The sequence below is a fragment of the Luteibacter sp. SG786 genome, from assembly GCF_011759605.1.
Classification (GTDB): Bacteria; Pseudomonadota; Gammaproteobacteria; order Xanthomonadales; family Rhodanobacteraceae; genus Luteibacter.
The window spans coordinates 995,990-1,016,428 of record NZ_JAAOYX010000001.1; the positions used below are offsets into that span (position 1 = coordinate 995,990).

Annotated in this window: 36 protein-coding genes; 28 read left to right on the forward strand and 8 right to left on the reverse strand. The window is 64.1% G+C overall.

Features of this window, described 5'->3' with window-relative positions; all coding sequences use genetic code 11:
- Positions 1–159: 159 nt before the first annotated feature.
- The 7 genes from FHS47_RS04475 to FHS47_RS04505 all read right to left on the reverse strand — a co-directional run bounded on the left by FHS47_RS04475 (position 160) and on the right by FHS47_RS04505 (position 2,997).
- Positions 160–552, reverse strand: coding sequence for a hypothetical protein (locus FHS47_RS04475; RefSeq protein ID WP_167023482.1), 393 nt, complete (start codon positions 550–552; stop codon positions 160–162).
- Positions 549–773, reverse strand: coding sequence for a hypothetical protein (locus FHS47_RS04480; RefSeq protein ID WP_167023485.1), 225 nt, complete (start codon positions 771–773; stop codon positions 549–551). The genes FHS47_RS04475 and FHS47_RS04480 overlap by 4 nt, the downstream gene beginning before the upstream one ends.
- Positions 770–1,033, reverse strand: coding sequence for a hypothetical protein (locus FHS47_RS04485; RefSeq protein ID WP_167023488.1), 264 nt, complete (start codon positions 1,031–1,033; stop codon positions 770–772). The genes FHS47_RS04480 and FHS47_RS04485 overlap by 4 nt, the downstream gene beginning before the upstream one ends.
- Positions 1,034–1,179: 146 nt before the next feature.
- Complete coding sequence (locus FHS47_RS04490; RefSeq protein ID WP_167023491.1) at positions 1,180–1,608, reverse strand: hypothetical protein; 429 nt, start codon at positions 1,606–1,608, stop codon at positions 1,180–1,182.
- A gap of 89 nt (positions 1,609–1,697) precedes the next feature.
- Complete coding sequence (locus FHS47_RS04495) at positions 1,698–2,027, reverse strand: hypothetical protein (RefSeq protein WP_167023494.1); 330 nt, start codon at positions 2,025–2,027, stop codon at positions 1,698–1,700.
- Positions 2,028–2,029: 2 nt separating this feature from the next.
- Positions 2,030–2,347 (reverse strand): hypothetical protein, encoded by a 318-nt coding sequence (locus FHS47_RS04500; RefSeq protein ID WP_167023497.1) that lies wholly within the window; start codon positions 2,345–2,347, stop codon positions 2,030–2,032.
- Positions 2,347–2,997: a helix-turn-helix transcriptional regulator gene (locus tag FHS47_RS04505; protein ID WP_167023500.1), complete on the reverse strand. Its 651-nt coding sequence runs from the start codon at positions 2,995–2,997 to the stop codon at positions 2,347–2,349. The genes FHS47_RS04500 and FHS47_RS04505 overlap by 1 nt, the downstream gene beginning before the upstream one ends.
- Before the next feature lie 73 nt (positions 2,998–3,070).
- On the opposite strand from FHS47_RS04505, the gene FHS47_RS04510 reads away from it, so the two are divergent.
- Both FHS47_RS04510 and FHS47_RS04515 read left to right on the forward strand, forming a co-directional pair.
- Positions 3,071–3,289, forward strand: a complete 219-nt coding sequence (locus tag FHS47_RS04510; RefSeq protein ID WP_167023503.1) for a helix-turn-helix transcriptional regulator — start codon at positions 3,071–3,073, stop codon at positions 3,287–3,289.
- Between the two features lie 96 nt (positions 3,290–3,385).
- Positions 3,386–3,679, forward strand: coding sequence for a hypothetical protein (locus tag FHS47_RS04515; protein ID WP_167023506.1), 294 nt, complete (start codon positions 3,386–3,388; stop codon positions 3,677–3,679).
- Here the strand turns inward: FHS47_RS04515 and FHS47_RS04520 are convergent.
- Complete coding sequence (locus FHS47_RS04520) at positions 3,603–3,899, reverse strand: hypothetical protein (RefSeq protein ID WP_167023509.1); 297 nt, start codon at positions 3,897–3,899, stop codon at positions 3,603–3,605. The two genes, FHS47_RS04515 and FHS47_RS04520, sit on opposite strands and share 77 nt — an antisense overlap.
- A gap of 122 nt (positions 3,900–4,021) precedes the next feature.
- On the opposite strand from FHS47_RS04520, the gene FHS47_RS04525 reads away from it, so the two are divergent.
- From FHS47_RS04525 to FHS47_RS04650, 26 genes are all read left to right on the forward strand, one after another.
- Positions 4,022–4,624 carry a hypothetical protein gene (locus FHS47_RS04525; protein WP_167023512.1) on the forward strand — a complete coding sequence of 201 codons (603 nt, stop codon included), beginning with the start codon at positions 4,022–4,024 and terminating at the stop codon, positions 4,622–4,624.
- 73 nt (positions 4,625–4,697) lie between these two features.
- Positions 4,698–4,934, forward strand: coding sequence for a hypothetical protein (locus FHS47_RS04530; protein ID WP_167023515.1), 237 nt, complete (start codon positions 4,698–4,700; stop codon positions 4,932–4,934).
- A gap of 2 nt (positions 4,935–4,936) precedes the next feature.
- Complete coding sequence (locus FHS47_RS04535) at positions 4,937–5,179, forward strand: hypothetical protein (protein ID WP_167023517.1); 243 nt, start codon at positions 4,937–4,939, stop codon at positions 5,177–5,179.
- Position 5,180: 1 nt separating this feature from the next.
- Complete coding sequence (locus tag FHS47_RS04540; protein ID WP_167023520.1) at positions 5,181–5,975, forward strand: hypothetical protein; 795 nt, start codon at positions 5,181–5,183, stop codon at positions 5,973–5,975.
- The gene (gene dnaB / locus FHS47_RS04545) at positions 5,972–7,285 is read left to right on the forward strand and encodes a replicative DNA helicase (protein ID WP_167023523.1); all 1,314 of its coding nucleotides are present in this window, start codon (positions 5,972–5,974) and stop codon (positions 7,283–7,285) included. Before FHS47_RS04540 ends, dnaB begins: the two co-directional genes overlap by 4 nt.
- Before the next feature lie 88 nt (positions 7,286–7,373).
- Positions 7,374–7,655: a hypothetical protein gene (locus FHS47_RS04550; RefSeq protein ID WP_167023525.1), complete on the forward strand. Its 282-nt coding sequence runs from the start codon at positions 7,374–7,376 to the stop codon at positions 7,653–7,655.
- The gene (locus FHS47_RS04555) at positions 7,652–7,993 is read left to right on the forward strand and encodes a hypothetical protein (protein WP_167023528.1); all 342 of its coding nucleotides are present in this window, start codon (positions 7,652–7,654) and stop codon (positions 7,991–7,993) included. The genes FHS47_RS04550 and FHS47_RS04555 overlap by 4 nt, the downstream gene beginning before the upstream one ends.
- A gap of 196 nt (positions 7,994–8,189) precedes the next feature.
- Positions 8,190–8,729 (forward strand): Ref family recombination enhancement nuclease, encoded by a 540-nt coding sequence (locus FHS47_RS04560; protein WP_167023531.1) that lies wholly within the window; start codon positions 8,190–8,192, stop codon positions 8,727–8,729.
- Positions 8,726–9,076: an endodeoxyribonuclease RusA gene (locus tag FHS47_RS04565; protein ID WP_167023534.1), complete on the forward strand. Its 351-nt coding sequence runs from the start codon at positions 8,726–8,728 to the stop codon at positions 9,074–9,076. Before FHS47_RS04560 ends, FHS47_RS04565 begins: the two co-directional genes overlap by 4 nt.
- Positions 9,077–9,304: 228 nt before the next feature.
- Complete coding sequence (locus FHS47_RS04570) at positions 9,305–9,967, forward strand: hypothetical protein (protein WP_167023537.1); 663 nt, start codon at positions 9,305–9,307, stop codon at positions 9,965–9,967.
- Between the two features lie 371 nt (positions 9,968–10,338).
- Entirely contained in the window at positions 10,339–10,875 is a 537-nt protein-coding gene (locus FHS47_RS04575) for a glycoside hydrolase family 19 protein (protein WP_167023540.1), read from the forward strand.
- A 5-nt stretch (positions 10,876–10,880) separates the two neighbouring features.
- Positions 10,881–11,216, forward strand: a complete 336-nt coding sequence (locus tag FHS47_RS04580; protein ID WP_247741348.1) for a phage holin family protein — start codon at positions 10,881–10,883, stop codon at positions 11,214–11,216.
- The gene (locus FHS47_RS04585) at positions 11,197–11,679 is read left to right on the forward strand and encodes a hypothetical protein (RefSeq protein WP_167023546.1); all 483 of its coding nucleotides are present in this window, start codon (positions 11,197–11,199) and stop codon (positions 11,677–11,679) included. The genes FHS47_RS04580 and FHS47_RS04585 overlap by 20 nt, the downstream gene beginning before the upstream one ends.
- Positions 11,680–11,942: 263 nt before the next feature.
- Entirely contained in the window at positions 11,943–12,167 is a 225-nt protein-coding gene (locus FHS47_RS04590; RefSeq protein WP_208381791.1) for an HNH endonuclease signature motif containing protein, read from the forward strand.
- 235 nt (positions 12,168–12,402) lie between these two features.
- The gene (locus tag FHS47_RS04595; protein ID WP_167023552.1) at positions 12,403–12,804 is read left to right on the forward strand and encodes a hypothetical protein; all 402 of its coding nucleotides are present in this window, start codon (positions 12,403–12,405) and stop codon (positions 12,802–12,804) included.
- Positions 12,805–12,994: 190 nt separating this feature from the next.
- On the forward strand, positions 12,995–14,485 hold the full coding sequence (locus FHS47_RS04600; RefSeq protein ID WP_208381792.1) for a terminase large subunit: 1,491 nt from the start codon (positions 12,995–12,997) through the stop codon (positions 14,483–14,485).
- Positions 14,486–14,523: 38 nt separating this feature from the next.
- On the forward strand, positions 14,524–15,714 hold the full coding sequence (locus tag FHS47_RS04605) for a phage portal protein (RefSeq protein ID WP_208381793.1): 1,191 nt from the start codon (positions 14,524–14,526) through the stop codon (positions 15,712–15,714).
- The gene (locus FHS47_RS04610; RefSeq protein WP_167023561.1) at positions 15,698–16,342 is read left to right on the forward strand and encodes an HK97 family phage prohead protease; all 645 of its coding nucleotides are present in this window, start codon (positions 15,698–15,700) and stop codon (positions 16,340–16,342) included. Before FHS47_RS04605 ends, FHS47_RS04610 begins: the two co-directional genes overlap by 17 nt.
- The gene (locus FHS47_RS04615; RefSeq protein WP_167023564.1) at positions 16,339–17,556 is read left to right on the forward strand and encodes a phage major capsid protein; all 1,218 of its coding nucleotides are present in this window, start codon (positions 16,339–16,341) and stop codon (positions 17,554–17,556) included. The genes FHS47_RS04610 and FHS47_RS04615 overlap by 4 nt, the downstream gene beginning before the upstream one ends.
- A gap of 44 nt (positions 17,557–17,600) precedes the next feature.
- Complete coding sequence (locus FHS47_RS04620; protein ID WP_167023567.1) at positions 17,601–17,876, forward strand: hypothetical protein; 276 nt, start codon at positions 17,601–17,603, stop codon at positions 17,874–17,876.
- Positions 17,877–18,188, forward strand: a complete 312-nt coding sequence (locus FHS47_RS04625) for a head-tail connector protein (protein WP_167023568.1) — start codon at positions 17,877–17,879, stop codon at positions 18,186–18,188.
- Entirely contained in the window at positions 18,188–18,529 is a 342-nt protein-coding gene (locus FHS47_RS04630; protein WP_167023571.1) for a phage head closure protein, read from the forward strand. Before FHS47_RS04625 ends, FHS47_RS04630 begins: the two co-directional genes overlap by 1 nt.
- Positions 18,522–19,028: an HK97 gp10 family phage protein gene (locus FHS47_RS04635; RefSeq protein ID WP_208381794.1), complete on the forward strand. Its 507-nt coding sequence runs from the start codon at positions 18,522–18,524 to the stop codon at positions 19,026–19,028. Before FHS47_RS04630 ends, FHS47_RS04635 begins: the two co-directional genes overlap by 8 nt.
- Entirely contained in the window at positions 19,025–19,381 is a 357-nt protein-coding gene (locus FHS47_RS04640; RefSeq protein WP_167023577.1) for a DUF3168 domain-containing protein, read from the forward strand. Before FHS47_RS04635 ends, FHS47_RS04640 begins: the two co-directional genes overlap by 4 nt.
- Positions 19,382–19,480: 99 nt before the next feature.
- On the forward strand, positions 19,481–20,140 hold the full coding sequence (locus tag FHS47_RS04645) for a phage tail tube protein (RefSeq protein WP_167023580.1): 660 nt from the start codon (positions 19,481–19,483) through the stop codon (positions 20,138–20,140).
- Positions 20,137–20,439, forward strand: coding sequence for a phage tail assembly chaperone (locus FHS47_RS04650; protein ID WP_167023583.1), 303 nt, complete (start codon positions 20,137–20,139; stop codon positions 20,437–20,439). Before FHS47_RS04645 ends, FHS47_RS04650 begins: the two co-directional genes overlap by 4 nt.

Consider the following 20,439-nt stretch of genomic DNA (forward strand, 5'->3'; position numbering starts at 1 on the left):
CTTGTGCCCCGTTGCCCACGGGGCGAGGGCCTTAGGGGTGGGAAGAAGCGGGATCGATTACCCAGCAGGCCGCGCCTAGCGCCCAGATGCAGACGATCAGCAGGACAGCCGAGCGCTCGTCGAAGGGCGCAGACATCCACCAGGCAATCAGGCGGCGCATCACGGGCGCACCTCGCATCTCTCGGCGGTGACCAGCACCACGGGTGTGTCGTAGGGCCCCATGGTCCCGACCGGCTCGGTCTTGTGGCCGTGCACGCATGACACGGACGACTGCGTGAGCGTCGAAACCTTGAGGTCGGGCCGCGGCCGGAACTCGCCGCATGCCGAGAGCGCGAAGATCGCGAGGCCGACCAGCAAGAACAGGAACCAGCCGGCACGCTCGAACCAGCGCTGCAGCAAGGACTCCGACGATGCTGGCGTCTGCTGCCGAACAGGGAGGCGCACCACGGTGGCGCGGAACTCGCTTTCGGCTGCGCGCATGTCATGCCGCGCGGTGTTCTGGATGTCGGCGTAGCGCAGAGCCTGCCTCTGGCGGACGGTGAGGGCGCTCATGGTGTGTCGCCCTCGTCGGTGTAGCCCTTGGCCCGAAGGCAGGCGGGAACCGTCTCGTTCTGGAGGTACGCCTCACGCTCGCGCTGCGGGATGTTGTCCGGTACGACGGCGCCATAGGTGCACTGCTCGATGTCACGGTCGCGCTGCGTCTTCTGGACAGCGCAGCCGAAGGCGGCAAGGCAGGCGAGGGTGACGAGGTAGATGCGGAGGGAGGCGTTCATGCCACACCCCGGATCGCTTCCTGCGAGGATTCGACCGCCATCAGGCTGTAGTGCCTCACCGCCAGCTCACGCGCAGCCGCTTCGAGGGAGAGCATGGCGTTGCCAAGCGCGACGTACGCTTCCATGGCGTGGAAGGCCGCCCCCGGTGGGGCATTGACGTCGGACTCGATGTCCGCGATCAGTTGATTCGTGGCCTGGGACAGTTCCCCCGCACGTTCGGCGAGCGTCTGGCAGGTCGGCTGGTTCAGGTTGGTGCCCATGGTTCTCTCCCTCGCCGGTGGTTGGCGGCGTGGAAGTGAGGCTATGGCATTCCATAGCTAACTGTCAATGGGATTCCATAACTTTTTTTGGCAGGCGAGAAAAAGGCCGCCGAAGCGGCCTGAGCTGGAGCGCGGTCGTCAGACCTTTACAGCGTGGTGGGCGTGATCTCGACCCCAGAATTCGGGTTGATAGTGATCCGGAAGCGCTTTTCGTCGCCCGGCTTCAGGATGGTGGAAACCTCGCGGCGGTCCTTGCCCTCGCGGTATCCGCACAGCCCGGAGCCGGTGTTCCAGGTGCCGACGATGTGCTCGCCGGCGGGGACGTGGAACGTGGCGCGCTCGCCGGTGGCGACCTTCGCCGCGACCTTGCCGTCGATGAAGATGGCGCCGTAGCAGCCGCTGCCGGACATCCCGACGTCACGGGTGACCACGATAGTGGCGTCGCCGTCGGTTGGGGATTGGAAGGCCAGCAGCCGGTCAGCGGGCGGCTGGCGCAGCTGGTCGGGGCGGGGCGGCTTCGTGACGCAGCCGGCAATGGCGATCGAGCAGGCAGCAAGAATCCAGGCGTGGCGCATTCCCTTTCCCCTGTGGATGGTCGGTCCCGATGATACGAAAAAGCCCGCCGAGGCGGGCTTTCTACCTAGTGAGTCAGGTCACGCATCAGTCACTTAGCGATTGATTTTACGATCTCAGAAGCTAGCTGCGCATTATTCGCGGCAAGCAGCGTGCCGATGATTCCCCACAACGCGGCGACGATCAATACCGCACCGGTGAGCCCCCACCCCAACAATTGGGCCTTGGTTGGGACGTGCTTTAAGCGCTCGCTGACTCCGGCTAGAGTCACTTTTATGTCAGTAAGATCGGTCTCACACCGCTCAACCACGCGCTCTAAGCGATCAACTCTCGGGTCCATACCACCTCCATTTGGGGGCTCGCCGCCGGATAAAAAGTCTCCTTGGCGGACATCGCTCCACGGCCCCTTGGTCACCGTCATTGTTACCCTTCCTTGTTTTTCTGCTGGTCTAGCCAGTAGCCCACGACGAACGCATCGTGAATACGCTGGAAGCCGCAGTTGTAGCACATCATAGCCAATACCGGCCGCGCGCGCCCATGAGTCGTCAAAAGTGTCGAATCTTGCTGCCTGAGCTTCCCGTAGGGCAGTCCGAAGAAAAGCCCATCGTCATTATGTCCCATGAACAACCACGAGGTGCTGCCGCACGACATGCACGAGTCGGTGGCCCCTTTAGCGCGTAGGTACTCCTGAACACCTTCCAACGTGATCGCGTCGAGCTTTTCACGGTCGGTCTTTTCCATCAATCCTCCCAGCTACCGATCCACCGCACGCGGCCGTGGATCTCGAACTGCCTTGTTTCGTCGACCGCGACGGGCTTCCGCCACTTCGGGTCGTCCTTGTTGTCGCTCGATATGAACCACCGCCCACCCAGCTCGACCAGCCGCTTAGCCATGAGGTCGCCCTCGTAGCTGATCACATAGATCTTGTCGTCCCGAGGCTCGATATCTGAAGTGTCGAAGAGGATCGCGTCCCCGTTCTTGATGGTCGGGGCCATGGAGTCGCCGCGGCCGTAGAGCACGGCCAGCCGTTCGGCGTGGAGCTTCTTCCGCCGCAGGCTCTCGGCTCGGAATTTCAGCTTATGGGTCTCGGCGTACTCGTCCACCACGGCACCATCGCCCAGGGCGGCAGCTTGGCGCACCCCGATGATATCGGCCCAGCCTTCCTCGGCTGGCGGCTCATCGCTCGCTTCCATGGGGCCTTTGCCGGTTTCCAGCCATTCCACGCGCACGCGGAGGGCCTTCGCCAGCACGTGGAGCTTCGTGCTCGACGACTGGTCACTGTTCTCGATGCCGGCCAGCGTCGGATATGGCAGATCCGCGGCCTTCGCCAGAGCAGGCCGAGACATCTTCAGGCGCAGGCGCGCCTCCTTGATTCGTTCACCCACGGTCATGGGCGAATGGTTATGGAAACCCGTTATGGGATGCCGTTGACAGCGAGTTATGGGATGCCATAGGCTTCGCCCCATGAAGCCATGGTCCGAACGAATCGCAGATTTGCAGAACGACGGCTGGTCGCTCACCGCGCTTGCCTCAGCCATTGGCTGCTCGCCTCAAGCCCTGTCGGACATCAAGCAGGGAAGGTCGCAGGAGCCCAGGGGAATGGCAGCCGTGCGCCTGCACCACCTGCACCTTTCCGGCGCGAAGCCTCCGGTCGATCCAGTCCCCGCCGGGAAGGTGGCCTGACGTGCTCACCGATTTCCTCTGCCTACTGACGTTTGCCGCTCCGTCCATGTGGATGGTGTTCAAGGCGACGACCCCGAATCGAACTGAGAGGCGCCCATGAGCCTGATCTTCTCCATCGCCGTGCTGGCGTTCGTGGCGTACGACTTCGTCCTGCTGTCGCGCATGCGCAAGGCGGTCAACGCCGCGCTGGAGGCGACCTCCGAACTGGAAGATCTATTGCGCGTGCGACCCACAAAAGCAGGCGAGATCGTCGTAGACCTCAAGATCGATGCGGCCCAGGCCTCCGAAATCCTCCGAGACCTGACGGAGCGGATCAGGTTGGACCAGGAGGCGTCTTCCCAAGAAAAACCCGATTCGCCTCGTCCCGGACAGCCTCCATCTGCGCATTGACCACCTCGAGCGCGCTTACGCGCGGCCCCTCGGGAAGTTCGCGTGCCTTGTCCAGATAGAGCGAATGCTCGTTGTCGATCAGTTGGTTCAACCGCTCCATGAATGCCATCCGGTCCGGCAGCTCGCGGATCAGCGCAGTAAGGATCAGTTCCACCGCGCGGAAACGCGCGTCCTTGGTGAATTCGGGCGTGTAGGTGACGTCGCCAGGGCTCTTTTCCATGGGTTCCCCTTCGTGTGTGGTTGGTGGTGTCGCAGCTCGATTCTGCCACGAAGGGAAACCCGCCTTTTCCGTACGCCGTGATGTCCATGGCGTAAGTGTCGCAACCAGTGAGATTCACCACCATGACGAAGCGTTTTCACGAAACCCGAATCGAACTGGTTCGCCGGATTGCCCGCGAGGCACAGGCCGAACGGCAGCTGGTCGTCACAGCCTTCGCTGACACCTTCGTGACACTGGCGCACACGATGGCCGCCGCGGCGTTCGACGAGTCGAATCTGCGCCTGCCGCACCCGACCGATGGCAGCCAGTACGAGAAGGACAGGGCGCACAACCGCCAGATCGTGGACCGTTGGCTGCGCGGCAAGGTGGAGGAGTTCCCGGCAGAGTTCGAGGAACCCTGGGTGATGGCGTTGCCTGAGCCTGCTCGCGAGCGCGCGCTGCTGGCGCTGTTCGATCGCTACGACCGTCTGCCGGCGAAGAAGCTGGCGCCCGATCAGGGCCTTTCATCCTTCAGCGACATGCTGGCGCACGCCGCGCGCGTCACCGACGCCATGGCGCCGATCGTGGCCGACGGCAGGATTGACGAAGGCGACAGGCCGCACCTGAAGCCCGCGCTCGAGGCCGTGTCGCATCTCATGGCCAGTCTCGCTGGCATGCAGGCCCAGCTCGCCGCGGCGTTGCCGGACGAGGCGAGGAACGTCGTGCTGATGCGGAGCGCAGGCTGATGCGTCACACCCTGACGATTCGCGAACGCCTCGTGTGGCTGCGCACGCTACGCGCTCTGAAGGCCTTCGCCCCATGAACCGCCTGTCGTCCCCTGCGTACCGCCAGGCCCTGCGCGACTTCGCGCACCTGGAAGCGCATGGGCCGACACCCGAGCAGCTCACCGCTGCCGAAATGCACCTCGCCTCGCTGGCGCCATCGCCGCCGCAGGGCTCGTTGTTCAACCCGCAGCACGCTAACTCGGGAGTAGCTGCCCGAGGACAGCCGGATCCGGCCGGTTGCGTGTCTGCACTTTCCCGGAACCCGGAGTGACCATGCACGACAAGTCTATCGACGACATTCTCGGTATCTCGCGCAAGTTCCACGACCTCATCGACCACGCGTCGATCTCTGAGGCGCAGGTGGCCCAGATTATCGGCGTGGGCGCCGCCGCACTCGTTGCCCTACGGCAAATCCTCGATCCGACCCCGGAGCAGGTAGCAAAGCTCCAGAGCGGCCTGGATGCCATCGTCCTCGAGAAGACGGGCAAGGCGCCGACACGAAGCGCGGTGCACTGACATGGCGACCGAACACTGGTTCCGCTGGCACCACGGCACGGTCACGGACCCGAAGTGGAAGACCGTGGCGTCACGCGCCGCACGAGCGCTGTCACGCAATGTCACGGTAGGTCACGTTGTGTCCATATGGGCCGCGATGATGGAGAACGCGTCACAGGCGCCGGTGCGCGGCGAACTGCTGAACTGGTCCGATGAGGACATCGGTGCGGCCCTCGACATCCCCGAAGACGAGGTCAAGGCGATCCGCATTGCCATGCAGGGGAAGACCCTGGAATGCGATCGCCTGACAGCCTGGAAACGTAGGCAGCCCAAGGCCGAGGACGCTACGGCGGCTGAACGGAAGCGTGCCCAGCGCGAGCGTGACCGACAGGCCGATGTCACGGCGCAACAGGTGGAGTCACGGCATGTCACGGAAGGTCACGACAGAGGAGAGGAGAGGAGAAAAGAAGAGAAAGAGCAGATGCCGCCAACTTCGTCGGCGGCTGCTCCCGTTCCTCCCGTCTCCGGCGACAGCAACCGCCCCGACAAGACACCCAAGCGCAACGGCACCCGTCTCCCCGAGGACTGGCGACCGACGCCCGAACTGATCGCCGCCGCACGCGCCGAGCGCCCCGACATCGACCTCCGGCTGGAGACGGCGAAGTTCCGCGACCACTGGCATGCGAAGACGGGCAGGGACGCGACGAAGCTCGACTGGGACGCGACCTACCGGAACTGGATCCGCAACGCCCGTAGCCCGAACGGCTTCGCCCAGCGCGTTGACCCGCCTCGTCACCGCGAGGAACTGCGCCGATGAACCTGCGCGTGCCACCGCACTCGATCGAGGCCGAGCAGAGCGTGCTAGGTGGGCTCATGCTCCGGCCGGACGGCATCGACGTCGTGTCCTCGCACCTCGAGGTCGAGGACTTCTACCGGGGCGATCACCGCCTCATCTTCCGGGCCATGGTGGCGCTTTCTGCCCGCGGCACCCCGTGCGATGCGATCACCCTGGGCGACTGGTTCGCGAAGCACGACTTTGACCAGGTGCCGCCGGCTTACCTGATGCAGCTGGCCAACGACACGCCGAGCGCGGCGAACATCGTCGCCTACGCCCGTATCGTCCGTGAGAAGGCTATCCGCCGCCGCGTCATTGACGCCGCCGTGGGCCTCGTCGAGGACGCCTACGGCGCCGAACGCGAGACTATGGACCTGCTCGACGGCGGTATCGGACAGCTGATGAGCATGCAGCACGTCAGCCAGAACACCGAATACACCCTTCGTCAAACCCTGACGATTGCGTACGAGGCAGCGATGGCCGCCAAGGCGCGGGGCGGCCGGATTCCCGGTATTCCCACTGGCCTTACCGAACTGGACGACGTCCTCGGCGGCCTGCACAACTCCGACCTCATCGTGATCGGCGCCCGGCCCTCGGTGGGCAAGACGGCGCTGCTGCTGAACATCGCGCTGGGCGACGATGGCAGCGCTGGCCTGTTCTCCACGGAGCAGCCGGTCGTGCAGATCGGATCGCGCCTCCTGGCCATCAAGGGCGGCATCAATGCCTCTCGCCTGCGCAATGGCTCCCACGACGACGAAGACCTGGGCCGCATGGCCAACGCCGTGGCGGACTTGATGGAACGCGAGCTGATGATCAGCGACGCGGCCGGTCTGACCATCGGTGAGCTGCAGCGTGTCGCCCGCCGCTGGAAGCACAAGTACGGCATCAGGCGCCTGCTGGTGGACTACCTGCAGCGCGTGAAGGGCAACGACCCGCGCGCCTCGCGCATCGATCAGGTGGGAGAGGTTGCCGTGGGCCTGAAGGACATCGCCCGGGAACTCGACATCCCTGTCATAGCGCTGGCGCAGGTGAACCGCGAGGTCGAGAAGCGCACCGACAAGCGCCCGAACATGGGCGACCTGGCGAACTCGAGCGAGATCGAGAAGGAAGCCGACCAGATCCTGATGCTCTACCGGGACGAGGTCTACAACAAGGATTCGGCCGACAAAGGCCTGGCCGAGATCAGCGTGGAGAAGAACCGTCACGGCCCCACGGGATTCATCCGCGCCGTCTGGCACGCCGAAACGATGCGCTTCCGCGACTTCTCGCACCACGGGGCTTATGACTATTGACCTACTCTCGCGGATCGAAGCTGATCGCGCAGCGGGGCGTGCAGCGCTGGAGAAGGAGCGCGCAGTCCTTCGGGCGAAGTTTCCATTCGTGGCCGAGATTGTCGCCGCGTTCCGCGAGGCCTCCGCGGCTGATCCGACGCCCCCGCGCCTCCTTCCGCGCCCGGTATATGCCGTCAACGACCAGGGCGAGAAGTGGGGCGGTGCGCCGCGTGTGGACGGTCTGCCGGTGGACGGCGACAAGCTGGCGCACCTCCCCGAATTCGAAGCGAGCTGGCGCCGGTTCTACGCGAAGCAGTCCGACGACCGGAAGACCTACAACGAGCGCATGCAGCGCGCGATCCGGCCCCACATGAGAGGCAACGAGGAATGAGACATACCAATCGCCTGAGCCGCAGCAAGGTGAGCGACCTGCGCGTGCACATCGGCAACTTCAACCACGTGGGCGGCGAATACCTGGTGAAGCGGGTGAAGGCCGCTATCAGCGACCACGGCCGCATAGCCCTGTTCGCCGGCGAGAACGGGGAGGTGGCCGCGTACTCCTGGCGCCACGTCGACTACGACCGGCACTGCCGCGTTCACGCGAAGGAACTTGTGGGCATCTACCAAGCCAAGCGCGAGGGCGAGCGGCTGACTGTCGCCGATCTGCAGGAGATCGAGCAGGACCTCGTCTGCCATATCGAGTCCCTGAGCGGGAGGAGAGCGGCATGAAGCGAATCACGTTCGGACCATTCGTCGTTCGCTGGACTTGCACGCGTTGCGGCGAACACGCACTTTCCGCATTCGTCGGCCATCATTGTTCGAACTGCGGCGTCGGTTTCTATACCGCTCGAACGGTACGGCGTCGCGTGTTTCTCAAGCGGGCCTGGTGGCGGCGACAGGAGATGTTCTGGCAGGTGGCCAGCCGATGAAGCGCACCCCTCTCATCCGGAAGACGCCGCTCCAGGCCCGCCGCGGCTTCGCTGCAACTGCGGTCATCCGCGAGGCGAAGAAGCGCGTAACGGTGGCCTTCGACGAGGCTGGAAAGGCCCAGACGGCATACCCCCGTAAGACCCTAACGGCCAAGCCGAAGCCCAGGCCCACGCAGGCGGAGCGGGAGCGCTGGGTGGCGGCGCGCGTTCGCGGGTGCGTGGCGTGCTACCTCAACGAGACGGAACGGTTCTGCTGCCGGGCAAGCTATGGCCAGGAATTGGAGATCCACCACCTGCTCAGTGGCGGTCGCCGGCGGGGCCACCGTTTCACGGTGTGCTTGTGTCACTACCACCATCAGGGCAAGCGGCTCGTCTTCGCGAACCTCGGGTACGAGGATCACGCCGTCGCCTATGGCCCGAGCTTCGGGTGTCAGCCCCGTCTCTTCCGCGAGGTGTACCGCGACGACGACGCCTTGCTGGGCCTCCAGGACTGGATGATCGCGAACCTGCCCGTGCGCTTTCCGGAGGCTGCATGAAGCCTCTGGTAGTGGATATTGAAGACCTCAAACTGCTTGCGGGCCCGAACTCGCGAGGCCACTGGCGCAAGAAGGCCAGTCGCGTGAAGCGAGAACGAGAGGCGGCACACTGGACCCTGCTCGATGCCAAGCGTCCGCCGCTCCCGGTCGTGGTGAGGTTGGTGCGCATCGCGCCTCGTTCGCTCGATGACGACAACCTGCAGGGCGTCTTCAAAGCCATCCGGGACGGCGTGGCGGACGCCTACGGCATCGACGACAAGGACCGGAGCAGGATTCGGTTCGAGTACGACCAGGAGCGCGGCGCTCCCCACCAGTACGGCGTCCGGATCGAGGTGCGGCCGGCATGACCATCCATTTGCCGACCCGGGCATCGTCAAGGCTTAACGCTGTGCGCGAGTCAATCAATGCGATAGGCGAAGTAGCCCAGGCGCACATCGAGATGGCTAAGGCATGCGAGCGCGCGGCGCGCGAACTGAATAGGGCCGCCGGCGACTTTCGCCGTGCAGCACGCCAAGAACGAAAGAACGGTGCCGCTGGCGCCGTGCACGACACGCGGAAGTAACCAGGGGAACCCCATGCACACCGGAAAGCGACTCGCCATGCTCAATCCAAAGAACTGCCGGTTCGACATCGGCTCGGGAGGCATCCCCGACATCGTGGCCACGGACGTAGCTGCCGCCCTCGGCATGGTCGATGCTGGCATTGGCCGCGAGATTCTCTGCCGCGTGTGGTGGCCAGATGGCGCGCGCCTGACGGCTACCCAGTTGCGCGACCTGGTTGATGTGAAGATCCGCGACGAATGGGCAAGGCGCGAGGCAGCGATGCTCGATGGGCTTCTGGCGATCGCGGCCCGCGGCAGCAGGGGGCAGCGGACCTACGCCGATGCTCACGCGGCACGCTGGCCGCGGATGGTTGTCCGTGAGCACGAGGTGCCCCAGCTTGCGCCGGGTTACGCGAAGGTGCGCGACGCGGTGATAGAGGAACTGGCGAGCGCGGGCTTGTGCCAGGCATGCCATGGGCGCGGTCAGGTCGCTAACGACATGCGGGTGTACCGGACCTGCAAGGATTGCAGCGGGGAAGGGCACATGCGACTGAGCGAGCGAGGCCGTGCCGATCTATGTGGGCTCTCGTGGAAGACCTACCGCGAGGGCTGGGCAACCGTCTACGATTGGACCTTCCAGGCGTGCACCGATGACCTCCACAGGGCGGAGCGCCAGTTCCAAGGGGCTTTAGTATGAAGGCAAACGAGATCGTGGCGCCTGGGTACTACTGGTGCACGCATGACTTAGAGCGTATTGCTGTAGATGACAGCCGTTTTCCAAGGGAGTGGCAGGTGGTTATGTTCGAAGACGGCATCCTCTGGCGCACGGGGACTGAGATATCCACGCACGTGAGTGAAGCTCCAGAATACGTGGAATTCTTCGGGCCCTTAGAACCGCCTAACTTGGGTGGGTGATGCCCACCCAAAAAATCAATACACTCGCGCCTAGTGATACAACCCACTGAAGCCCGGCCAAGCGCCGGGCTTCGTCGTTTTCGTCCCGCCGCGGGGACGACCGGCCGTCTCGTCGCCTCCCCTGGCGAGGCGGCCAACCTATTCGGAGAACCCATGGAAGCCCAGACGCTGAGCAAGGTGGCGAATATCTCGCTGCCGCGCGCCAAGCTGTGGGCGGAACCTCTCTCCACTGCCATGCACCTGTACGACATCGAGTTCGACTGGCGCATGGCGATGTTCATTGCGCAGGTTGGGCATGAGTCGGCCGGCTTCTCACTCACCAGGGAAATCTGGGGCCCGACGAAGCAGCAGAAGGGCTACGAGGGGCGAGAAGACCTGGGTAACACCCAGCCTGGCGATGGCGAGCGGTTCAAAGGCCGCGGTCTGATCATGATCACCGGCCGGGCCAACTACGCCGCCGCGTCGAAGGAATTCGGCGTGGACTTCGTCCACAGCCCGACGCTCTTGGAACGCGAGGACTACGCCGCCCTGACCGCCGGCTGGTGGTGGAAGAAGCACCGCTGCAACGAGATCGCCGACGAACGCGACTTCGTGGCCCTCACGCGCCGTATCAACGGCGGCCTGACTGGCCTGGAAGACCGCACCCTGCGCTGGGAGCGCGCCAAGTTCGAGCTGGGTGTCAGAACGTGAGCGAGATGCCGCCGTCGCCACCGCTGGACTGGGTCCGGCTGTTGGCCGTGTCGGCCTTTGCCGCAGTGGGCGGTGCGATCGGCGCGGTCCTTCGAGCGATGGATGCCTCGCAGCCGCTTTCGGTCACCCGTGCCCTGATCGAGTTCTTCGCCGCCGGCTTCGTAGGAGCCTTGAGCGGCCTTCTCTGCTCGGCGTGGGGACTGAGCATCGTGTGGACCGCCTTCATCGCCGGCACCTTCGGCATGTTGGGCGCCCGTGCAACCGTCCAGGTGATGCAGCGCTTTGTCTGGGCGAAGCTCGGGCTCAACCGGAGTTCGCAAGATGGCAAGCCTGATCAGTAAGGCCCTCGGCTGGCTCACCGGAAACGTGCGCCTCATCATCGAATACGTCCTGATCCTCGCGATCATCGTGCTCGGCGTATATGGAACGGTGGCCTACTTCCGCACGAGGTCGCTGACGGACACGACGATCACGCTCAGCGAGAAGCTGGGAAAGGTGAGCGGCACGCTCGACCAGCAGGTGAGCGCCAATGCCGACCAAGACAAGGCGATCGCCGAATTGAAGCGCCTGCGAGAGATCGACAGCCAGGCTTTGAATGGCCTGCATGATGAGCTCGACAAGGCCGATACCAAGGGCCAAGCCCTGCGGGACAAGGTCCGCCAGCTGGAGAAGACGAATGCGGATGCCAAAGCCCTGCTGGACACTGCCGTGCCTCCTACTCTTGGCTGCGTGCTCGACGGCAGGCCATGCCCCGGATCAGGTGGTGACGACCCGGACGGTGGTGCAGCAGGCAAAGCCCGCTGAGGGCCTGCTTCAGCTGTGCCAAAAGCCCGTGCTCGTTGAGACGAAGACGGTGCGAGACATCACGGACAACAGCAACGCGCGGCAAGTGGCGTTCGACAAGTGCGCTGCTCGTCTGCGATGCCTGGTCTGGTGGATCAACGCTGCGGACCGCAAGGCACCGCCAGCCGAGTGCATGACCGATGGCAAGGCTGAGAACGCTCGGTAGCCGGGTCGCTATGGCGCCGTCCAGGCAACCAGCGACGCAGCGAAGCGCGGATCGACGGATGACGGGCAGGGCTTTGCAGGAGCGCCGCCTGCGCATCTGGTCGCGTAACCCTCACTGTGCCGGCTGCGGTCGGCTGGTCGCCATGCACGAGTTCGAGCTTGACCACATCGTCGCCCTAACCAACGGCGGCGCCGACGTGGACGACAACTGCCAGGTCCTGTGCATCGGACCCGATGGGTGTCACCACCGCAAGACGCAGACCGACCTCGGTCGGTCGACGTGAACGAGAACGAGTCGCATCGGGGTTCGCGTGCTTTGCCCCGCGCCCGATGATGCGAACGAGTCGCATCGACGAGGGTGGGGGCGGGTCAAAAGTCTGGCCCGATCCGGACCGGAAACCGACCGTCCCCGCACGCAGAGAAAATTTCCCCTGTTTGATTAATCGCAGCAGGGGCAGGAAATCAAACAACCCGCGCCGCGCAAGGCTTTGAGGCCTATCGGGCGCATCGAGGTGAGGCATGCCGCGAGGTGGCCCCCGCCCGGGTGCTGGCCGACCGAAGGGCAGCACCTCGAAGGGCAAAAAGACGTCCGCACCGAAGGCGGGCGCGAAGACGACGAAGAAGAAGGTGGCCGGTCGCGTCGCGGCGCTCCCGCCTGGCCCGCCTCTGACCGATGAGGTGTTCGAGGGTGAGGTACTGCCAGCGGAGCTGACACCGCTGGAGTACATGCTCAAGGTGATGAACAACCCGAAGGCGGAAGCGGATCGACGGGACCGCATGGCGGTCGCCGCCGCGCCATTCGTGCACGGGAAGATGGGCGAGAAGGGCAAGAAGGACGCCAAGCGCGAGGCAGCGGCAAGCGCGGGAGGCGGGCGATTCGCCTCGGCGCCTCCGCCGCCGCGCACCGGGCGGGTGAACTGACCGCATGGAGTGGAGTACCGCCTGCCCGGACTGGGCGGATCGGCTGCGCGCCGGTGAATCGATCATTCCGCCGCCGATCTTCCCAGATCGCGCCGCCGAAGCGCTCCGGGTATTCAAGGAACTGCGTATCGTCGATGCGCCGGGAAGCCCTACCTTTGGCGAAGCGTGCGACCAGTGGGTGTTCGACTTGGTGGCCTCGATCTTCGGGGCATACGACGCGAACACCGGCCGCCGGCTGATAACCGAGTGGTTCGTGCTGATCCCGAAGAAGAACAGCAAGTCCACCATCGCGGCCGGCATCATGATGACGGCCCAGATCCTGAACTGGAGGCAGTCTGCCGAGTTCTCGATTCTGGCGCCGACCATCGAGATCGCTAATAACAGCTTCCTTCCGGCTCGCGATATGGTCCAGCGCGACGAGGATCTGGAAGACCTGATGCACGTGCAGGTGCACGTGAAGACCATCACGCATCGCGAGAGTGGTGCGACGTTGAAGGTCGTGGCCGCCGACAACAACACGGTAGGCGGCAAGAAGTCGGTGGGAACACTGGTCGACGAGCTCTGGCTCTTCGGCAAGCAGCACAACGCCGAGAACATGCTTCGTGAGGCGACTGGCGGCCTGGCTTCGCGCCCCGAGGGCTTCATCATCTACCTGACCACGCAGTCGGACGACCCTCCGGCGGGTGTGTTCCGGCAGAAGCTTCAGTACGCGCGAGACGTGCGCGACGGCAAGATCGAGGACAAGCGGTTCGTCCCGATCATCTACGAGTTTCCCGCGGCGATGATCGCCGAGGGCGAGCATCGGAAGCCGGAAAACTTCCACATGGTGAACCCCAACATGGGGTACTCGGTGGACAAGGAATACCTGGAACGTGAGTTCCAGAAGGCAGAGACGGCTGGCGAAGAGTCAATGCGCGGCTTTCTGGCCAAGCACCTCAATGTAGAGATCGGTCTGGCGCTGCGTTCCGACCGGTGGGCCGGGGCGGATTTCTGGGAGCGGCGTGCCGGAAAGGTAGGGCTGCCCGATCTGCTCCGGGACTGCGAGGTTATCGACGTAGGGATCGACGGCGGCGGCCTGGACGACCTGCTGGGCTTTGCCGCGATCGGTCGGCACAAAGAAACGAAGCAGTGGATGGTGTGGACCCGAGCCTGGGCGCACCCGTCGGTACTGGAGCGGAGAAAAGAGGTCGCGCCGGCACTGCTGGATTTCGAGAAGCAGGGCCACCTCGCGCTCGTTCGCCAGATCGGAGACGACGTGGACGAGGTGGCTAGCTTCGTGGCCCAGATCGAAGAGGCGGGCCTTCTTGACATGGTCGGTGTCGATCCGGCCGGCCTGGGCGGCATCCTGGATGCGCTTGAGGATGCCGGCGTGCCGAAGGACAAGGTCGTGGGCATCAGCCAGGGCTGGAAGCTAGGCGGAGCGATCAAGACGGTCGAGCGGAAGCTGGCCGAGGGAACCATCGTCCATGGCGGACAGCCACTGATGAACTGGTGCGTCGGTAATGCCCGCATCGTGCTCACGAGCAACGCCATCAACATCACAAAGCAGGCCAGCGGCACGGCGAAGATCGATCCGCTGATGGCGCTGTTTAACGCCGCCTCGCTCATGTCCCTTAACCCGGAGAGCCGCGCCGGAATGGATGACTACCTCAACAACGGCTTCTTCGGGCTGGTGGGCTGACTATGGCTTTTCGTTGGTACAACCCGCTCTCGTGGCGCATGTTCGGCTACACCGACCCAAAGACGGGCGACTACGTCGAGGTCGATATGGAGGTCGGTGGCGGCCGGCGCACACGCGCTGGCGTCACCATCACGCCGAAGCGCGGCATGTCCATCCCGATCGTATGGGCATGCGTGAAGATCCTCAGCGAGTCGGCGTCCGGCCTACCGCTCAAGCTGTATGACGACGACGCCGGCACGCGCGTGCTGGTCAAGGGTGACGGTGTCGTCAACAAGCGGCTCCTGCGGCTTCTTCGGAAACCGAACCCATGGATGACGCTGCTCAACTTCCTCAAGGCCATCGTCGTCAACATGGCGCTGCGTGGGAACGCCTACGCGATCATCGAAAGGAATGCCGAGGGGGACTGGATCGGCCTGATCCCGGTGCCGACGGACAACGTTGAGGTCGACACGACCGAGGCCTTGATCTACTGGGTCACCCTAAACGGGGAACGGTTCGCGGTGTCGCCGGAGAACATGCTGCACTTCAAGCTGTTCAGCCAGGACGGCATCACCGGGCTGTCGCCGGTCGAGTATCAGGCCGAGACCATGGGCATCGCCAAAGCGGGCCAGGACTGGTCGGCGCGCTTCATGCGTAAAGGCGGCTTCACTGGCGGCTATGTCATCTACAAGCAGTTCCTGACGAAGACCCAGCAGGAACAGGTCATGGCGAAGTTTCCCGACATTCGGGAGGGCGACGTCGACGACATCGGCAAGATGGCGATCTTGCAGGGCGACCCCACGGTGTTGCCTGCGGGCCTGAGCCAGAAGGACAGCCAGTTCATCGAGTCGCAGCAGTTCCAGGAAGAGGCCCTCGCTGGCATCTGGGGCGTGCCGCTCTACCTGGCCCAGCGTGCGAGCAAGACCTCGATCATGGGCTCCAACCTGGAGCAGCAGACGAGCGGCTTCGTCACCTTCGGTCTGAAGCCGTACACGGACGCGATCGAGGACGAGATCAACGACAAGCTCTTCGGCGACTCCACCATGTTCGTGGAGTTCGTCATGGAGGGCCTCCTGCGCGCCGACAGCGCCGCGCGTGCGAACTACTACAAGGCCGCCCTAGGCGGTTCGGGTGGGTCCGGATGGATGTCGATTAACGACGTCCGGGTGAAAGAAAACCTGCCGCGGCTCGAAGGCGCCGAATACGACCGAATCACTCGCTGGGAGACCACCGATGCTCCACAAGCTTGAAGTCCCCTTCGAGGTGAAGGCCGCGGACGACGCCGGCAACTTCGAAGGCTACGCCGCCGTTTTCAACAACATCGACTTCGGCGACGACGTCATCCTGCCCGGTGCCTTCGTCCGGGTGAAGACCACGCGGGGTGGCCGCTTGAAGCTGGCGCTGTTCCACGACCTCACGCGCCTGATCGGCTCGGCCGAGTATCGGCAGGACGACCACGGCCTCGCCGTCAAGGGCAAGGTGAACCTGGGCGTCAGCTACGCGCGCGATGCGTACGCGCTGATGCAGGACGGCACGCTCGACTCCATGTCGATCGGCTTCAACACCATCGAAGACGCGATGGAGACCCGCAACGGGCGCTCCGTGCGCGTCATCAAGCAGGCCGAACTGTGGGAGGCGTCCATCGTCCCGTTCGGCATGAATCCCAAAGCGCAGGTCACCAGCGTGAAGGGCGATATCCGGCTTTTCGAAGGCGCCCTCCGCGAGCGGCTGGGCCTTTCGCAGAAGGAGGCGGCGGCAGTCGCCTCGCTCGGCTTTCCGGCGATCCACCGTGATGGTGAGGACGCGGCCACGGCGACCGTGGAGGAGCTGAAAAAAATGCACCTCAACTTCCAATCCATCATCGGAGCACACGCATGACGACCGAAATCAAAGACCTGCGCGAATCCCTCGAAAACGAGCTGAAGACCGGCTTCGCGGGCTTGCAGAAGAAGTACGACGCGGCCATGAGCGAGATCGAGAAGGGCAACTCGGTCACCACGGAACTGAAGTCCCTGATCGAGAAGCAGAAGGGCGAGATCGAAAAGACCATCGAGAAGGTCCAGAAGCTCGAAGAGAAGGGGCTCAAGCTGCGTGGCGCCAATCCCGAGCAGAAGAGCTTCATCGACCTGATCAAGGGCAACGAGGACTACAAGGCCCTCAGCGAGAAGAAGCAGCAGAAGGCCGAGATCGAGTTCACGAAGGGCGACATGGTCGCGATGATGGAGACCAAGCTGGTCACCAGCGCAGGCATCGTGGCACCGGTCTACGATCCGGTGATCCAGGACAAGCCCCGCCAGGAACTGGCGATTCGCGATCTGATTCCGAGCACTCCGGTGACGGGGAACGCGTACACCTACTTCCGCGAGCTGCTCCACACGCGCGGCGCAGCGCCGGTCGCGGAAGGTGGCACCAAGCCGTCCAGCAACGTGACGTTCGAGCCGCACACCGACACGATCAAGAAGATCGCAGTGTGGATGCCGGTAACCGACGAAGCGCTCGATGACGTGCCGCAGCTGCAGAGCTATCTCTGGGAGCTGCTGCGCTACGACCTGAAGCTGGAAGAGGAAGCCCAGCTGCTGAAGGGTGACGGCACCGGCAACAACCTGAACGGCCTGATGACCCAGGCCACGGCGTTCGACACCACGCTGAGCCGCGCGAGCGACACCGCGATCGACACCGTGCGCCGCGCGCTTTATCAGGCGCAGAAGCAGTCGAAGCGCCGTTCGGATGCCATCGTGATGACCGACCTGGACTGGATGAACATCGAGCTCCAGAAGGACGCCCAGAACCGCTACCTGTTCGCGAACCTGCAGGGTCTCGCCACCCCGATCCTCTGGGGTCGACCGGTGGTGACGTCCGACAGCATGGATGAGGGCGACGGCACCACCACGGGAGGCGAGTACCTCGTCGGCTCGTTCGCCCAGGGCGCACGGATCTACGACCGCATGGCGTACACGGTGAAGGTCGGCTGGATCAACGATGACTTCATCAAGAATCAGCGTGCCCTGCTGGTCGAAGAGCGCCTGGGCCTGGCCGTGCGCCGCGCCTATGCCTTCGTCAAGGGCACCTTCGCCGTTCCGTCCGGCGGCTGACCAACCGGGGCGGGCCTGTGGGCCCGCCCTCTATGGAGATTGATATGCAGATCAAAGCAATCTGGGGGTTCAAGGGTGACCCCGGTGTGACCAAGACGACCGAAGGCCGAGTCCGCGCTGGCGACGTAATCGACGTCGCAGAAGAGTACGGCCACACCCTGATCGGCAAGGGTCTGGCTGAGGCGGTCGGCGACAGCGGTCGAAAGGCACCGAAGGGCAAGCCGGCGACGCCGGAAGAGAAAAAGCCGGCAACGTCCGAAGACAAGAAGCCTGACGTCAGCGGGGAAAGGAAGCCCGCGGCGCCGGAGGAGAAGAAGTAAGTGGCGATCGTGCTCGACCTAGACGTCCTGCGCGATCAGCTTCGCGCCAGTGCCGACGAGGCACCTGACGCCCTGCTGCAGGGTTACGTCGATGCGGCCATCGCGCACGTCGAACAGCATTGCGACCGCAAGATCGTCGATGGCACGCCTGCCGACGATGGAGAAATGGCGCTGACACCCGATGTCGAGCAGGCTGTCAGGCTTCTCGTCGGGCACTGGTATTCCAATCGTGAGGCCGTTGTCGTGGGCGAGGTAAGCAGCCAGCTCGAGCTCGGCGTAGAGCGCCTGCTTCAGTATCGGAAGCGCTACTGATGCCACTCGCGGCCGGTCCTCTCAACCGAAAGATCACCATCCAGAAGCCCGGCACGGTCAAGGACCCCGCCGGCCAGCCCATCAAGGGATGGGTCGACCACGTCATCACCTGGGCGAAAGTGAAGAGCCAGACCGGCATGGGCGTGGTGACCGGAGATCAGGCCGGCGTGTCCACCTCGGTCACGCGCTACAGCTTCCGGATCCGGTACCGGCAGGGCCTCGACGCGAGTATGCGAGTACTGATGGGCGGCGTTATTTACGACATCACGTCCGTGCAGATGGATGAGGACCGCAGGGAGTGGACGGATCTCGTCTGCAACCGTGGAGCAAACAGTGGCTGATGGCTTCCAGGCGAAGGCCGACACGAGCAGTGCACTCGCCGGCCTGAACCAGCTCACGGGTCCACTCGCGACCCGGCTCGCCCGGTCGATGGCCGTCGCCAGCGGAACTGAATACCGCGACGAGGCGAAGCGCCTCGTTCCGGTTGCGGAGGGCTTGCTGCAGAGCGCGATCTATCTGGCGTACAAGGATGATCGCTCCAACAAGGACAACGTCACTTACTCGATCACGTGGAACGCCAGGAAGGCGCCGCATGGTCACCTGATAGAGTTCGGGCACTGGCAGAACTACGCCACGTTCAAGGACGCGAACGGCAAGTGGCACACGAACAAGAACGTCGTGCTCGCGGTGCCATTGTGGGTCCCTGCGAAGCCATTCCTCCGCCCTGCCTTCGACATCGCGCGCGATCGTGCGCAGCGGGCGGCGTTGGAGCGCGGCCGCGAACGACTTCCAGAACTGCTTCGAGAGGCTTACCAGCCGCCGGATGAGGACTTCGTGTGAGCCTTGAAGAACGCCTCTTCGCCGCGCTTAGTCCGCTCGTGGAAGGGCGCTGCACGCCCGATGTCACCGCCGACAACCCCATTTATCCGCTCATCGTCTACCAGACGGTGGGCGGCCTCGCTATCGACTATTCCGAGCAGGCTCCGGCTGACCACGACAACGCTCGCGTCCAGGTATGGGTATGGAGCACGACTCGCCTCGAGGCCAGCGACCTTTCGCGGCAGGTTCGCAATGTGCTGCTGGCCACCAACCTGAAGGTGAAAACTCTCGGCGCTCCGGTGTCCGACATGAACGCCGTCCTGAAGCTTTACGGTGCTCGCACCGATTTCAGCATCTGGTACCCGCGGGCATAGACCAGCGGGCGATGCGCTCCACCGGCCGCCTTCGGGCGGCTTTTTCATGCCCGCCGTTTGGCGGCTACTACTCCACCGTCAAGCACAGAGGACTCAAGCATGAGCCTGAAATTTCCCAATGGCGCCGTGTTCGGCATCTCGACCGCGCTGAGCGCGGCGATCATCGCAACCACCGTCTCCAATGCCAATCCCGCCGTGGCCACCGTGCCGACTGGCTCGGTTGACGAGGGCGACGTCCTCGTCATGCTGTCGGCCTGGCCGGACGCCAATAACACAGCGGTGGAGGCAGGTGCGGTTACCGAGGGGGCATCCGATACCGTAGAGCTTCTGGGCTTCGACGCATCTGACCTCGAAGTCTTCCCCGCAGGCTTGGCCGCGGCGCAGTTCATGGTTGCCTCCGATTTCGTCGACTTCAGCCAGCAGGGCGACGTATCGACGAGCGGCGGCGACCAGCAGTTCTGGACCGGCCAGTTCCTCGAAGGCTCGCGGCAGATCAGCGTGCCCACGGTGAAGAACGCGAAGACCTTCACACTCCCGCTGTATTTCGACCCGAAATTGCCCTGGTATGCCGCCGCGAAGGCTGCCGACAGGAAGCGGAAGCCAATTGTCCTGCGCTGCAAGCTGCCGGACGGCGACACCATCTACCGCTACGGCTACTTCTCGTTCGACGCCGACCCGACCACTGCCGCGAACAATCCGATGGGTAACACGGCGACCTTCACGGCGCTGGGTGATGCCATTCTCGTGGAGGCTGCATGAGCCTGAAGAAAGGCAACGGCCCCAAGGTGCTGCTGGCGACCCTGACCATCACCGGCCAGGGTTCCACGGACAAGCTGGAAGTCACCTATCACAACAGGAAGCAGTCGGAAGTTCGCGAGCGCCTGGAATCTGGCGCGACGATGGCCGGCCTGATTGCGTTCCTGGTGGACTCGTGGGACACGGACTTCGACCTCACCGAAGAGGGCGTGAAGGCCTTCGAGGACGAGTACCCGGGGATCGTCGAGATACTGTTCGCCGGCTTCCACCAGGCGCGCCGGAAGGAACTGGAAAAAAACTGA

Excerpts from the sequence above, each read along its gene's own strand:
- FHS47_RS04475 (WP_167023482.1), bottom strand. The coding sequence starts at position 552 with ATGAGCGCCCTCACCGTCCGCCAGAGGCAGGCTCTGCGCTACGCCGAC.
- FHS47_RS04480 (WP_167023485.1), bottom strand. The coding sequence starts at position 773 with ATGAACGCCTCCCTCCGCATCTACCTCGTCACCCTCGCCTGCCTTGCC.
- FHS47_RS04485 (WP_167023488.1), bottom strand. The coding sequence starts at position 1,033 with ATGGGCACCAACCTGAACCAGCCGACCTGCCAGACGCTCGCCGAACGT.
- FHS47_RS04490 (WP_167023491.1), bottom strand. The coding sequence starts at position 1,608 with ATGCGCCACGCCTGGATTCTTGCTGCCTGCTCGATCGCCATTGCCGGC.
- FHS47_RS04495 (WP_167023494.1), bottom strand. The coding sequence starts at position 2,027 with ATGACGGTGACCAAGGGGCCGTGGAGCGATGTCCGCCAAGGAGACTTT.
- FHS47_RS04500 (WP_167023497.1), bottom strand. The coding sequence starts at position 2,347 with ATGGAAAAGACCGACCGTGAAAAGCTCGACGCGATCACGTTGGAAGGT.
- FHS47_RS04505 (WP_167023500.1), bottom strand. The coding sequence starts at position 2,997 with ATGACCGTGGGTGAACGAATCAAGGAGGCGCGCCTGCGCCTGAAGATG.
- FHS47_RS04510 (WP_167023503.1), top strand. The coding sequence starts at position 3,071 with ATGAAGCCATGGTCCGAACGAATCGCAGATTTGCAGAACGACGGCTGG.
- FHS47_RS04515 (WP_167023506.1), top strand. The coding sequence starts at position 3,386 with ATGAGCCTGATCTTCTCCATCGCCGTGCTGGCGTTCGTGGCGTACGAC.
- FHS47_RS04520 (WP_167023509.1), bottom strand. The coding sequence starts at position 3,899 with ATGGAAAAGAGCCCTGGCGACGTCACCTACACGCCCGAATTCACCAAG.
- FHS47_RS04525 (WP_167023512.1), top strand. The coding sequence starts at position 4,022 with ATGACGAAGCGTTTTCACGAAACCCGAATCGAACTGGTTCGCCGGATT.
- FHS47_RS04530 (WP_167023515.1), top strand. The coding sequence starts at position 4,698 with ATGAACCGCCTGTCGTCCCCTGCGTACCGCCAGGCCCTGCGCGACTTC.
- FHS47_RS04535 (WP_167023517.1), top strand. The coding sequence starts at position 4,937 with ATGCACGACAAGTCTATCGACGACATTCTCGGTATCTCGCGCAAGTTC.
- FHS47_RS04540 (WP_167023520.1), top strand. The coding sequence starts at position 5,181 with ATGGCGACCGAACACTGGTTCCGCTGGCACCACGGCACGGTCACGGAC.
- dnaB (WP_167023523.1), top strand. The coding sequence starts at position 5,972 with ATGAACCTGCGCGTGCCACCGCACTCGATCGAGGCCGAGCAGAGCGTG.
- FHS47_RS04555 (WP_167023528.1), top strand. The coding sequence starts at position 7,652 with ATGAGACATACCAATCGCCTGAGCCGCAGCAAGGTGAGCGACCTGCGC.
- FHS47_RS04560 (WP_167023531.1), top strand. The coding sequence starts at position 8,190 with ATGAAGCGCACCCCTCTCATCCGGAAGACGCCGCTCCAGGCCCGCCGC.
- FHS47_RS04565 (WP_167023534.1), top strand. The coding sequence starts at position 8,726 with ATGAAGCCTCTGGTAGTGGATATTGAAGACCTCAAACTGCTTGCGGGC.
- FHS47_RS04570 (WP_167023537.1), top strand. The coding sequence starts at position 9,305 with ATGCACACCGGAAAGCGACTCGCCATGCTCAATCCAAAGAACTGCCGG.
- FHS47_RS04575 (WP_167023540.1), top strand. The coding sequence starts at position 10,339 with ATGGAAGCCCAGACGCTGAGCAAGGTGGCGAATATCTCGCTGCCGCGC.
- FHS47_RS04580 (WP_247741348.1), top strand. The coding sequence starts at position 10,881 with ATGCCGCCGTCGCCACCGCTGGACTGGGTCCGGCTGTTGGCCGTGTCG.
- FHS47_RS04585 (WP_167023546.1), top strand. The coding sequence starts at position 11,197 with ATGGCAAGCCTGATCAGTAAGGCCCTCGGCTGGCTCACCGGAAACGTG.
- FHS47_RS04590 (WP_208381791.1), top strand. The coding sequence starts at position 11,943 with ATGACGGGCAGGGCTTTGCAGGAGCGCCGCCTGCGCATCTGGTCGCGT.
- FHS47_RS04595 (WP_167023552.1), top strand. The coding sequence starts at position 12,403 with ATGCCGCGAGGTGGCCCCCGCCCGGGTGCTGGCCGACCGAAGGGCAGC.
- FHS47_RS04605 (WP_208381793.1), top strand. The coding sequence starts at position 14,524 with ATGTTCGGCTACACCGACCCAAAGACGGGCGACTACGTCGAGGTCGAT.
- FHS47_RS04610 (WP_167023561.1), top strand. The coding sequence starts at position 15,698 with ATGCTCCACAAGCTTGAAGTCCCCTTCGAGGTGAAGGCCGCGGACGAC.
- FHS47_RS04615 (WP_167023564.1), top strand. The coding sequence starts at position 16,339 with ATGACGACCGAAATCAAAGACCTGCGCGAATCCCTCGAAAACGAGCTG.
- FHS47_RS04620 (WP_167023567.1), top strand. The coding sequence starts at position 17,601 with ATGCAGATCAAAGCAATCTGGGGGTTCAAGGGTGACCCCGGTGTGACC.
- FHS47_RS04630 (WP_167023571.1), top strand. The coding sequence starts at position 18,188 with ATGCCACTCGCGGCCGGTCCTCTCAACCGAAAGATCACCATCCAGAAG.
- FHS47_RS04645 (WP_167023580.1), top strand. The coding sequence starts at position 19,481 with ATGAGCCTGAAATTTCCCAATGGCGCCGTGTTCGGCATCTCGACCGCG.
- FHS47_RS04650 (WP_167023583.1), top strand. The coding sequence starts at position 20,137 with ATGAGCCTGAAGAAAGGCAACGGCCCCAAGGTGCTGCTGGCGACCCTG.